This window comes from Bradyrhizobium sp. USDA 4473 (assembly GCF_054063335.1).
Window position 1 is genome coordinate 5,496,048 of sequence record NZ_JBSSGE010000001.1, and the last position, 11,952, is coordinate 5,507,999.

Annotated in this window: 10 protein-coding genes, 2 tRNA genes and 1 pseudogene; 10 read left to right on the top strand and 3 right to left on the bottom strand. The window is 64.2% G+C overall.

Annotated elements, in window-relative coordinates; genetic code table 11:
- The first annotated feature begins 38 nt into the window (after positions 1 to 38).
- The 5 genes and pseudogenes from ACVW17_RS25920 to lon all read left to right on the top strand — a co-directional run bounded on the left by ACVW17_RS25920 (position 39) and on the right by lon (position 7,005).
- Positions 39 to 123 (top strand) — tRNA-Leu (locus tag ACVW17_RS25920).
- A 167-nt stretch (positions 124 to 290) separates the two neighbouring features.
- Positions 291 to 1,655, top strand: coding sequence for a trigger factor (gene tig, locus ACVW17_RS25925; RefSeq protein WP_456754513.1), 1,365 nt, complete (start codon positions 291 to 293; stop codon positions 1,653 to 1,655).
- A gap of 244 nt (positions 1,656 to 1,899) precedes the next feature.
- Complete coding sequence (locus ACVW17_RS25930; protein WP_076857756.1) at positions 1,900 to 2,535, top strand: ATP-dependent Clp protease proteolytic subunit; 636 nt, start codon at positions 1,900 to 1,902, stop codon at positions 2,533 to 2,535.
- A gap of 443 nt (positions 2,536 to 2,978) precedes the next feature.
- Positions 2,979 to 4,254, top strand: a pseudogene (gene clpX / locus ACVW17_RS25935) (ATP-dependent Clp protease ATP-binding subunit ClpX).
- Between the two features lie 321 nt (positions 4,255 to 4,575).
- Entirely contained in the window at positions 4,576 to 7,005 is a 2,430-nt protein-coding gene (gene lon / locus ACVW17_RS25940; protein WP_456754514.1) for an endopeptidase La, read from the top strand.
- An 89-nt stretch (positions 7,006 to 7,094) separates the two neighbouring features.
- Here lon and ACVW17_RS25945 read toward each other — a convergent pair whose 3' ends face one another.
- Entirely contained in the window at positions 7,095 to 8,306 is a 1,212-nt protein-coding gene (locus tag ACVW17_RS25945) for an MFS transporter (RefSeq protein ID WP_456798015.1), read from the bottom strand.
- Position 8,307: 1 nt separating this feature from the next.
- Positions 8,308 to 8,976 (bottom strand): GntR family transcriptional regulator, encoded by a 669-nt coding sequence (locus ACVW17_RS25950; RefSeq protein ID WP_456754515.1) that lies wholly within the window; start codon positions 8,974 to 8,976, stop codon positions 8,308 to 8,310.
- A 168-nt stretch (positions 8,977 to 9,144) separates the two neighbouring features.
- On the opposite strand from ACVW17_RS25950, the gene ACVW17_RS25955 reads away from it, so the two are divergent.
- Positions 9,145 to 9,549 carry a GFA family protein gene (locus ACVW17_RS25955; RefSeq protein WP_456754516.1) on the top strand — a complete coding sequence of 135 codons (405 nt, stop codon included), beginning with the start codon at positions 9,145 to 9,147 and terminating at the stop codon, positions 9,547 to 9,549.
- An 80-nt stretch (positions 9,550 to 9,629) separates the two neighbouring features.
- Positions 9,630 to 9,704, top strand: a tRNA-Val gene (locus ACVW17_RS25960).
- Between the two features lie 146 nt (positions 9,705 to 9,850).
- Here the strand turns inward: ACVW17_RS25960 and ACVW17_RS25965 are convergent.
- The gene (locus ACVW17_RS25965) at positions 9,851 to 10,060 is read right to left on the bottom strand and encodes a PRC-barrel domain containing protein (RefSeq protein ID WP_456756533.1); all 210 of its coding nucleotides are present in this window, start codon (positions 10,058 to 10,060) and stop codon (positions 9,851 to 9,853) included.
- A gap of 279 nt (positions 10,061 to 10,339) precedes the next feature.
- On the opposite strand from ACVW17_RS25965, the gene ACVW17_RS25970 reads away from it, so the two are divergent.
- Genes ACVW17_RS25970 through ACVW17_RS25980 form a run of 3 tightly spaced genes read left to right on the top strand, consistent with a single transcriptional unit; the run spans position 10,340 to position 11,839 of the window.
- Complete coding sequence (locus ACVW17_RS25970; RefSeq protein WP_456754517.1) at positions 10,340 to 10,624, top strand: hypothetical protein; 285 nt, start codon at positions 10,340 to 10,342, stop codon at positions 10,622 to 10,624.
- Positions 10,625 to 10,646: 22 nt separating this feature from the next.
- Complete coding sequence (locus ACVW17_RS25975; RefSeq protein WP_456754518.1) at positions 10,647 to 10,952, top strand: YciI family protein; 306 nt, start codon at positions 10,647 to 10,649, stop codon at positions 10,950 to 10,952.
- 35 nt (positions 10,953 to 10,987) lie between these two features.
- Positions 10,988 to 11,839 (top strand): class I SAM-dependent methyltransferase, encoded by an 852-nt coding sequence (locus tag ACVW17_RS25980; RefSeq protein WP_456754519.1) that lies wholly within the window; start codon positions 10,988 to 10,990, stop codon positions 11,837 to 11,839.
- Positions 11,840 to 11,952: the final 113 nt, after the last annotated feature.

The following is an 11,952-nucleotide window of genomic DNA, read 5'->3' on the forward strand; positions in this document are numbered from 1 at the left end:
CCGCCCGCGGCATCGCGGCCGGACTGGATGCTTTTCGCGCGGGCGTGGCGGAACTGGTAGACGCGCTGGATTTAGGTTCCAGTGACGAAAGTTGTGGGGGTTCGAGTCCCTCCGCCCGCACCAAGCGCTTACAGCGTTTGCATGACGATTTCTTGGAGAACCTTGGGCCCCGAAGGGGTCGAGGGTTCGCCGAACCCACAGACGTCAGGCCGCAAGGCTTAAGCGTCGCACAGATTGAACACTGCCACGGCTGCTTCAAGCCGCGGCAAAAGCGGAAGAAGATTGATACCATGCAGGTCACCGAGACCCTCAACGAGGGACTGAAGCACGAATTCAAGATCAGCGTTCCGGCATCCGATCTCGATGCCAAGGCGGGCGCCAAGCTGGTCGACCTCAAGGACAAGGTCCGTCTCAACGGCTTCCGTCCGGGCAAGGTGCCGGTGGCGCATCTGAAGAAGATCTACGGCCGCTCGGTGATGGCCGAGACCATCGACCAGACCATCAGCGACACCAACCGGCAGATCTTCGAGGATCGCGGCTTCCGCCTCGCCGGCGAGCCGAAGATCACGATGCCGACCGAGAAGGCCGAGGTCGAGGAATTGCTGTCGGGCAAGACCGACCTGACCTACACCGTCGCGATCGAAGTCGTGCCGCCGATCCAGCTCGCCGATTTCAAGTCGTTCTCGGTCGAGAAGCCGGTGGTCGAGGTCTCCGACGCCGACGTCGACGATGCCATCAAGCGGATCGCCGAGGGTAGCCGCCCGTACAACGCCAAGGCCGAGGGGGCCAAGGCCGAGAAGGGCGATCGCGTCACCATCAACTTCAAGGGCACCATCAACGGTGAGGCCTTCGAGGGCGGCACCGGCGAGGGCATCCAGGTCGTGCTCGGCGCCGGCCAGTTCATTCCGGGCTTCGAGGAGCAGCTGACCGGCATCGGCGCGGGCGAGACCCGCACGCTGATGGTGCCGTTCCCGAAGAACTACCTTAACGAAAAGCTCGCCGGCCAGCCGGCCGAGTTCGAGACCACCGCGACCCTGATCGAGGCGCCCGGCGAGGTCACGGTCGACGAGGAGTTCGCCAAGACGCTGGGCCTCGAGTCGCTCGACAAGCTGAAGGAGCTGATGCGCGAGCGCCTGACGGCCGAGTTCGCCGGCGCGACCCGCCAGAAGGTCAAGCGCGCGCTGCTCGACCGCCTCGACGAGAGCCACAAATTCGAGGCGCCGCCGTCGCTTGTCGCCGAAGAGTTCAACCTGATGTGGAACTCGATCAAGGCCGAGATGGACTCGTCCGGCAAGACCTTCGCCGACGAGAACACCACCGAGGAAGCGGCCAAGGAAGAGTACCACAAGATCGCCGACCGCCGCGTCCGCCTCGGCCTCGTGCTGTCGGAGATCGGCGAGAAGAACAAGATCACCGTGACCGACGACGAGGTGTCGCGTGCCGTGATCGAGCGCGCGCGCCAGACGCCCGGCCGCGAGAAGGAAGTCTGGGACTACTACCGCAGCAATGCCCAGGCGCTGGCCCAGCTCCGCGCCCCGATCTACGAGGACAAGGTCGTCGACTTCGTGCTCGAGCTCGCCAATGTGACCGAGAAGAAGGTCACCAAGGAAGAGCTGTTCAAGGATGAAGACGACGCCGAGAAAACTGCCGCTTAATTCCGGCACCTCGCGTTAATGATGAACCGCGAAAGCGCGCCTCGCGACGGCTCCCGTCGCTAGGCGTGCGGACGCGAATCAGCTTGAACTCCTGCGACCTGCCCAGATGGGTAGTGCGGCCAGCTGCCCGGTCTTGTCGGCCGGAAATTGGCCCATATCTGGGTTAAGCGTTAAGCCAAGTCGTCTTGAGCAAAGTGTCGTCTTGAGCAAAGTTCTGCATCACCCCTAACCCCTGGGTTCTTCCATGCGCGATCCCGTTGAAACCTACATGAACCTCGTGCCGATGGTCGTCGAGCAGACCAATCGCGGCGAACGCGCCTACGACATTTTCTCGCGCCTCTTGAAAGAGCGCATCATCTTCGTCACCGGCCCGGTGGAAGACGGCATGTCGACGCTGATCGTCGCGCAGCTCCTGTTCCTCGAGGCCGAGAATCCGAAGAAGGAAATCTCGATGTACATCAACTCGCCGGGTGGCGTGGTGACGTCGGGCCTTGCGATCTACGACACGATGCAGTTCATCCGTCCGCCGGTGTCGACGCTGTGCACGGGGCAGGCGGCCTCGATGGGCTCGCTGCTGCTGGCAGCCGGCGAGAAGGACATGCGCTTCACGCTGCCGAATTCCCGCATCATGGTGCATCAGCCCTCCGGCGGCTTCCAGGGCCAGGCCACCGACATCATGCTGCACGCGCAGGAGATCCTGAATCTCAAGAAGCGCCTCAACGAGATCTACGTGAAGCACACCGGCCAGACCTACAAGGCGATCGAGGACGCGCTCGAGCGCGACAAGTTCCTCACCGCCGAGGACGCCAAGGCGTTCGGCCTCGTCGACAAGGTGATCGACAAGCGTCCCGAGGATCCGGCCTCCGCGAAGGCCGCCTGATCCTGGCAGAGATCCCGAGGCGTTGGTGTGACCACCACATTGACGCCTCACATACCCGGCAAAGCGGGGGACGGCGGAGTACCCCGCAAGTGCATGGGCGGGAGCGGAAAGTTCCGCTTTCGTGCTCATTGGCCGGCGTGGTAATCCCGCAACGTTCCGTGGATTTCGACGTGTATTCCACGTGCGGTCGTGGAAAATCACGGTATTGTCACGGTCTTGAGCCGGCCATCCGATTAGCGAATTCTTGATAGTCGGATGCCAGCATGGTTGGCTGTAATGCATCGACTATGATCGCGGAGATTCGAATAAACCGTGATTGCAACGGTCAGTATTGCGTAGGGTCTTTTTTGGTACGGAATTTGCTCTATCTACCCAAGACCCCGGTTTTGTGCCGGATTGGGTCGATCTGGCAAACAAGATCGAACGGCGGACGGAGATAATGAATGAGTAAGGTCGGCACGAGCGACGCCAAGAACACGCTATACTGCTCGTTCTGCGGCAAGAGCCAGCATGAAGTTCGCAAGCTGATTGCCGGACCGACTGTCTTCATTTGCGACGAGTGTGTCGAACTGTGCATGGACATCATTCGCGAGGAGAACAAGTCCTCGCTGGTGAAGTCGCGCGACGGCATCCCGACGCCGAAGGAGATCTGCAAGGTTTTGGACGACTACGTGATCGGCCAGAGCCATGCCAAGAAGGTGCTGTCGGTCGCCGTCCACAACCACTACAAGCGGCTCAACCATCAGACCAAGCACAACGACGTCGAGCTCGCGAAGTCGAACATCCTGCTGATCGGTCCGACCGGTTCGGGCAAGACGCTGCTGGCGCAGACGCTGGCGCGCATCCTTGACGTTCCGTTTACCATGGCCGATGCGACGACGCTGACCGAGGCCGGCTATGTCGGCGAGGACGTCGAGAACATCATCCTGAAGCTGCTGCAGGCCGCCGACTACAACGTCGGAGCGTGCGCAGCGCGGCATCGTCTACATCGACGAAATCGACAAGATCAGCCGCAAGTCGGACAATCCCTCGATCACCCGCGACGTGTCGGGCGAGGGCGTCCAGCAGGCGCTGCTGAAGATCATGGAAGGCACGGTGGCCTCGGTCCCGCCGCAGGGCGGCCGCAAGCATCCGCAGCAGGAGTTCCTGCAGGTGGACACCACCAACATCCTGTTCATCTGCGGCGGTGCGTTCTCGGGCCTCGAGAAGATCATCTCCGCGCGCGGCCGCTCGACCTCGATCGGCTTCGCGGCGCAGGTGCTTGCGCCGGAGGACCGCCGTACCGGTGAGATCTTCCGTCACGTCGAGCCGGAAGACCTGTTGAAGTATGGCCTGATTCCGGAATTCGTCGGCCGTCTGCCCGTCGTCGCGACGCTGGAGGACCTCGACGAGACCTCGCTGAAGAAGATCCTGACCGATCCGAAGAACGCGCTGGTGAAGCAGTACCAGCGGCTGTTCGAGATGGAGAACATCGAGCTGACCTTCGCCGACGAGGCGCTTGGCGCGGTCGCCCGCAAGGCGATCGAGCGCAAGACCGGTGCGCGCGGCCTGCGGTCGATCCTGGAGAGCATCCTGCTAGAGACCATGTTCGACCTTCCGGGCCTGGAAGGCGTCGAGGAAGTCGTGATCTCGCGCGAAGTGGTCGAGGGAACGGCGCGTCCGCTCTACATCTACGCGGATCGTTCCGACCGCGCCGTCGAGAGCAGCGCGAGCGCGTAAGAGCGCGGTCTCCGACCCGCCAAAAATGCACGGCTGCCGGGCGATCCGGCGGCCGCTGTGGCGCAGCAGCAGCGCTCTTGCGGCGTAGCCGCAAATGCTTGTTTAGCCTATATTTCCCGGCACTTCTCGGACTTGACACCCCCCTGCCGGATAGCCACCTAATGCTATCAGCGAGGGGTCTCACGCGTTGAGATTCGTCGCTTCACGATGCGGAATAAGCGGCTGCTGACGGCATTCTCGTTCCGGATCACCAAGGCACCTTGTGGCGGTTGCGCAAGCAGGCGGACTGCGTGCAAGGGGGCAAAACAAAAGGAATAGGCCATGACGACTTCAAAACCCCGGCCAACGATCGTCCACGGCGAAAGCCACTCCTATCCGGTGCTGCCGCTCCGCGACATCGTCGTCTTCCCGCACATGATTGTGCCGCTGTTCGTCGGCCGCGAGAAATCGATCCGCGCCCTCGAAGAGGTGATGAAGAACGACGCGCTGATCATGCTCGCGACGCAGAAGAACGCGTCCGACGATGATCCGGCTCCCGATTCAATTTACGAGACCGGTACGCTCGCCAGCGTCCTGCAGCTGCTGAAGCTGCCCGACGGCACCGTGAAGGTGCTGGTCGAGGGCCTCGAGCGCGCGCGGGTCGAGAAGTATTCCGACCGCAGCGAATATTACGAGGCGACCGCGGTTGCGCTCGCCGACACGGACGCCAACTCGGTCGAGGCCGAGGCGCTGGCGCGGTCGGTGGTGTCCGACTTCGAAAGCTATGTGAAGCTGAACAAGAAGATCTCCGCCGAGGTCGTCGGCGTGGTCCAGGCGATCACCGATTTCGCCAAGCTCGGCGACACCGTCGCCTCGCATCTCGCGGTCAAGATCGCCGATCGGCAGGGCATCCTGGAGACGTTGTCCGTCACGCAGCGCCTGGAGAAGGTGCTCGGCCTGATGGAGAGCGAGATCTCGGTGCTGCAGGTCGAGAAGCGCATCCGCTCGCGCGTCAAGCGCCAGATGGAGAAGACCCAGCGCGAGTATTACCTGAACGAGCAGATGAAGGCGATCCAGAAGGAGCTCGGCGACGACGAAGGTCGCGACGAGCTGGCCGATCTGGAGGAGAAGATCTCCAAGACCAAGCTGTCCAAGGAAGCGCGCGAGAAGGCCCAGCACGAGCTGAAGAAGCTGCGCCAGATGTCGCCGATGTCCGCGGAAGCGACCGTCGTGCGCAACTATCTGGATTGGCTGCTGTCGATCCCGTGGGGCAAGAAGTCCAAGGTCAAGAAGGACCTCGAGGCCGCGCAGGCGGTCTTGGACTCCGATCACTACGGGCTCGAGAAGGTCAAGGACCGCATCGTCGAGTATCTCGCGGTGCAGTCGCGCGCCAACAAGCTGACTGGACCGATCCTGTGCCTGGTCGGGCCTCCCGGCGTCGGCAAGACCTCGCTCGGCAAGTCGATCGCCAAGGCTACGGGGCGCGAGTTCGTGCGCGTGTCGCTCGGCGGCGTGCGTGACGAGGCCGAGATCCGCGGTCACCGTCGCACCTATATCGGCTCGATGCCCGGCAAGATCATCCAGTCGATGCGCAAGGCGAAGACTTCGAACCCGCTGTTCCTGCTGGACGAGATCGACAAGATGGGCGCCGATTTCCGCGGCGATCCGTCGTCGGCGCTGCTCGAGGTCCTCGACCCCGAGCAGAACTCGACCTTCAACGACCATTACCTGGAGGTCGACTACGACCTGTCCAACGTGATGTTCATCACGACCGCGAATACGCTGAATATTCCGGGCCCGCTGATGGACCGCATGGAGATCATCCGGATCGCCGGCTACACCGAGAACGAGAAGGTCGAGATCGCGCGCAAGCATCTGATCCCGAGCGCGCTCTCCAAGCACGGTCTGGACTCCAAGGAATGGTCGATCGACGACGCGGCCCTGCTCTTGATGATCCGCCGCTACACCCGCGAAGCGGGCGTGCGTAACCTGGAGCGCGAGCTCTCCACACTCGCCCGCAAGGCGGTGAAGGAGCTGATGATCTCCAAGAAGAAGTCGGTGAAGGTCACCGAGGCGAATATCGAAGAGTTCCTCGGCGTTCCGAAGTATCGCTTCGGCGAGATCGACGACGAGGATCAGGTCGGTATCGTCACGGGTCTGGCCTGGACCGATGTCGGCGGCGAGCTGTTGACCATTGAAGGCGTCATGATGCCCGGTAAGGGCAAGATGACGGTCACGGGCAATCTGCGCGACGTGATGAAGGAATCGATCTCGGCGGCGGCGTCTTACGTCCGCTCGCGTGCGATCACCTACGGCATCGAACCGCCGATGTTCGACCGGCGCGACATCCACGTTCACGTGCCGGAGGGCGCAACGCCGAAGGACGGTCCGTCCGCCGGCGTGGCGATGGCCACTGCGATCATCTCGGTCATGACCGGCATTCCGGTCCGCCACGATGTCGCGATGACCGGCGAGATCACGCTGCGCGGTCGCGTGCTGCCGATCGGCGGTCTGAAGGAGAAGCTGTTGGCTGCCGCTCGCGGCGGTATCAAGACTGTGCTGATCCCGGAGGACAACGCCAAGGATCTCACGGAGATTTCCGATGCGATCAAGGGCGGCATGGAGATCATCCCGGTCTCGCGGCTGGATGAGGTCGTCGCCAAGGCGCTGGTCCGCGTGCCCGCGCCGATCGTCTGGGAAGAGGAGACCAGCAAGGTCGACGTCAAGCCCGATGCTTCGGATGAAGCGTCCGGCGGCCTGACGGCGCACTGACGCGAGCTCCAGTTGAAATAGAAAACGGCGCCTTCGGGCGCCGTTTTTGTTTTGGCGGTTTGCGAGCGAGGGGGCTCGGTCGAGGCCGACTACTCTTTTTTCTCGACCATGAAATTGCCGAGCGCGCCGAGCGCCATCAGCACGCTGGTCCCGAGGAACACCGCGCGCATGCCGATATGGCCGCCGATGAATCCGCCGGCGAGCGGGCCGATCACCTGGCCGGCATATTGCGCCGAGATCGAGTAGCCGAGCATGCTGCCGGTGACGGCGTCGGGGACGTTGTGCCGGATCACGCTGGCGATGCAGGGCAAGAGGCCGCCGAGCGCGAGCCCCATCAGGAAGCGCAGCAGGATCAGCTGCCAGCCGCTGACCACGAAAGCCTGCGGGATCAGGAGCAGCGCGGAGACCGCAAGGCAAATGGTGATGATCCGCCAGTGGCCGACGCGATCGGCGAGCTTGCCGAGATGCGACGACGACAACAGGCTGCCGAACGCCGCAGCCGACATCACGAGCCCGGCCACGAACGTGACCTGTGGCGCCTCGACCAATTGGGCGACATAGACCGTGATGATCGGCTCGATCGACATGTTGGCGATCATCAGCAGCAGGCCGGTTCCCCACATCGCGATGACGGGGCGCTTGTCCGGAACCAGCGCCCAGCCGCCGCGCGATTTGCTACCTTTAGCCGTCTTCGGACGCGGCTCCTCGCGGATCAGGAAGGTGGTGCCGAGGAAGGTGAAGAAGATCACGCCGCCGATCAGGAAGAAGGTCGCGCGGATGCCGATCAGGTTCGGCAGCACGCCGCCGATCAACGGACCAACCAGGCTGCCGGCCATGATGCCGGCGGACAGCACGCCGATCGCCCAGCCGGACCGCGCCTTCGGCGTCTGCGCCGCGACCAGCACGGTCGAGCCCGAGGCGTAGCCGCCGAGCAGGCCGGTCAGCAGCCGCAAGCCGACCAGCTCGTAGACGTTATGCGCCATGCCGATCAGCGACATCGCGATCGCCATGCCGAGGCTGGCGCGGATCAGCATCAGCTTGCGGCCGTAGCGATCGGCAAGCCGGCCCCACAGCGGCGCCGTCAGTGCCGCGCTGAAGAAGGTTGCGCCATAGGCGATACCCGACCATTGCACGATAGCGGCGTGATCGGTGACGCCGAGCTGCTCGACATAGAGCGGCAGGAACGGCAGCAGCAGGGTCATGCCGACGATGGTCGTGAAGGAGCCGAACACGCAGACGATCAGGTTGCGCTTCCAGGGGCCCGCGTCGAGCAGGGCTTCGCGATCGACTTCCATATCCATGTCAGCGCAGCCCGATCACGGCGAAGCCGCGCGCCCGCAGGCCGCGGCGATCCTCGTTCAGCGAACGCAGCAGGCGATCGCGGGTGTCCTTGATATGATCGGCGGCTTCGCGCGCGGCGACCTCCGGATCGTTGGCCTCGATGAAGCCGAGGATGCGGCGGTGCTCGCGCCAAGCCTGCTCGCGCGACGGTTCGGTCCACACTTCGAGCCAGCGCGCCCGCGACAGCCGGGTCATGGCGCCCTTGATCGCCTTGACGATGAAGGGGTTGCCGGAGAGCCGCGCGATCTCGACATGGAAATCCGTGCCGACCCGGTGCCATTCCTCGCGCGGCGCGCCGGACTGGCAGGCATCGAGCATCTCTTCGATCGCGGCGATGTCGGCCGCGCTCGCGCGCGCACAGGCGAGACGGACGGCCGTCGTCTCCAGCGGGATCCGGAACTCGGCCAGCGCTTCGAGCTCACCGAGGTCGATCGGCGCGACGATCCAGTTGCGGCCGTCGCGGCGGACCAGCTCTTCGCCTTCGAGCCGCACCAGCGCGGCGCGGATCGGAGTGCGCGATCCCTCGAACCGGCTCTCCAGCCAGCGCTCGGTCAGCCGTTCGCCGGGGCCGAGGTCGAGTGAGAGGATCATTTCCCGGAGCTGGTCGTGGATTTGCAGCATCTGTGACATGGCGCCGTTCCTGCGTCAGGTGATCGGCGTATCCCGGTTTGGTATCCCAAACAAGGCCGATCCGGGATACCAGCATTGCGCCCTGACGTGGTAGGCCGGAGGCCCGGCCGTGCTGGTGGAACCGGGGTCCGGCGAGTGACTTTGTCTGACGGACTTGGGAGAGTGCGGATGCAGATCGACGGGCAATGCCATTGCGGGGCGGTGACCTATCGGGCCGAGATCGACCCCGAGCTCGTGTCGATCTGCCATTGCACGGACTGCCAGGCGCTGACCGGCTCGCCCTATCGCGTCACGGTGATCTGCGCCGCCGAGCAGGTCCACCTCACCGGGCGTCAGCCAAAGGTGTACGGCAAGCGGGGCGATAACGGCCGGATCCGCTTCCAGCATTTTTGCGGCGATTGCGGCTCGCCGCTGTTCACGAGCGGCGAGGATGGCGGCCCCGACGACTGGGGCATCCGCTGGGGCAGCATCCGCCAGCGCGGCCAATTGCCCCCGCGACGCCAGCTCTGGTGCCGCTCGGCTGCACCCTGGATCAACGATCTCCAGGGATTGCCGGCACGGTCCACGGATTGAAAAGGATTGAAGCCCACGGATCGAGACTTTGCGGCCTTGCACCTCGGGGGCAGGCGAGGCTAAAGAGGCGCCGCGGGCAAGGGCGGTTAGCTCAGCGGTAGAGCACTGGTTTTACACACCATTGGTCGGGAGTTCGATCCTCTCACCGCCCACCAGCCTTCGCACCTCACGGGCTACGGCTGGGCAAGCCAGCCTTGAGCACAAATTCATCCGCTTGTTCGGTGCCGCAGGGTGAAGGCTGTCACGCCGAAGCTCGAAGAGCGCGGCGGACCGGTTCTCCCATCTCTGATACGCCGCCGCTCTATTGCTGAAGCATCTTGATCGTCGAGATCGGCCACTTCCCGATATGGCCCTTGATCGATATGCGCAGCCCATGGGACTCGTCTAGGAACACGTCCGCGACGGTCCCCGCCGTCCCATCGGTAAGGACCACAGCCCTTCCAACCAGCTCAGCCTCCACTTGCACGTACTCGCGCAGGATGACGATGGCGCGGTGTTTCACGAGCTGCAAGGCGGCCTCGGGCTGATGAGCTCTCCGTAGCAAGGCCATGGCTCGGCCTCCATGCGCGCGCGGAGAGGGCGCGATCCCGGCCTCGGGGTAGTTGTGGGGTGGCCGGGATCGCGCTTGCTCCGCGCTGGTGTGCAAAGGCTATTTGGTCTCCGATCGGGGAAAAGATGCCGAAAGTCACGCTTTCGCCTGAGAGCGGTTCCTGCCGGCGCGATGCGATGTGGGTTTGATGCCGACGCGGCTGCGATGCTATTCTTCCCCGCCTAACCGGGAACTTGATGCATGCGCAAACTCGCCGCGATTTTTCTTCTCACCATGATTGCCGGACCAGCACTCGCGCAGGCCGACCACGTCCAGCGCTATCGCGAAGAGGTCGAGAAATCACCGGCGGATCTGGCCAACGAGGCGCGGCAGCAGCGCGCCTATCAGCGTGCGCTGAGCGGCGTGCCGGACCAGAAGCCGTCCGACCCGTGGGGCATTGCGCGCAGCAATGACGCGCCCAAGGGCGCTGCCGCGAAGACCGCCGCACCGAAGCAGGCCAAGCCGACCAGCGCAGCCGCCAAATGATTCCCGTCTGCGGATCCGTCCGATGAAGTACTACGTTTGCAAATTGACCGGACCGCGCCCGACCTTTCCGCAGGACATGACGCCGCAGGAGGCCGCCATCATGCAGGCGCACGTCGCCTATTGCGGTGAGCTGCTGCAGGCCGGCAAGGCGCTGATCTTCGGACCGGTCGCCGATCCCACCGGTGTCTGGGGATTGGGCGTGCTGCAACTATCGGATGATGCCGATCCCAACGAGATCGTCGCCAACGATCCCGTCACCAGGGCCAACGCCGGATTCACCTATCAGGTCACGCCGATGTTGCGCGCTGCGACGCGCGAGAGCTGCTAGCATCGCCGGATGCTTCCGCAACGAGGTTTGATCCGATGAACGCAGGCCACCCGCAAAACGCCGATCAGATTGCATATTGGAACGGGCCGGGCGGACAGCGCTGGGCCACCCGGCAGGCCGCGCAGGACATCGTGCTGCAGCCGGTGCTCGATCTCCTGATCGATCGCGCCGCGCCGAAGGGAGGCGAGCGTGTGGTCGATGTCGGCTGCGGCAGCGGCGCCTCGAGCTTCGCGCTGGCGGCGAAAGTCGCGCCCGACGGCCGGGTGCTCGGCGTCGACGTCTCGGAGCCGATGCTGTCGCGGGCGCGGCAGAGCACGCCGCAGGGATTGCCGGTCGAGTTCGCGCTGGCCGACGCGACCGTCCATCCGTTCGCGCCCGAAAGCTTTGATCTGTTGGCCTCGCGCTTCGGCGTGATGTTCTTCGCCGATCCGGCGGCATCGTTCGCCAATCTGCACAAGGCGATGAAGCCGACCGGTCGTCTTGCCTTCGCCTGCTGGCAGGAGCCGCGCGAGAACCCGTTCTTCATGGCGCCGCTTGCCGCGGTCTACAAGCACGTGCCGAAGCTGCCGCAGCTCGGGCCTGAGGATCCCGGTCCGTTTTCGTTTGCATCCGAAGCCCGGGTGAAGCGGATCCTCGCTGAAGCTGGCTTCTCCGGCATTGCGATGGAGCCGTGCAGGGTCGAGCTCGATGTCGCCACCGGCCGCGGCATCGATGCCGCGATCCAGGGCACGCTCGAGATCGGACCGGCCAGCCGCGCGCTGGAAGGGCATCCGGATGAGGTGCGCGCGGCCGCCATCGCCTCGATGCGCGAGGCGCTGGCGCCGTTTGCGAAGGGCGATTCGGTGCTGCTGCCGGGCGCGATCTGGATCGTCACGGCGCGGGCGTAACGGAACGGGTTGTTAGCGCCGTCATTGCGAGGTGCATAGCGACGAAGCAATCCATCGTGCCGCGTGCGGAGACATGGATTGCTTCGCGGAGCTTGTCATCCGGCGGCGGTTCG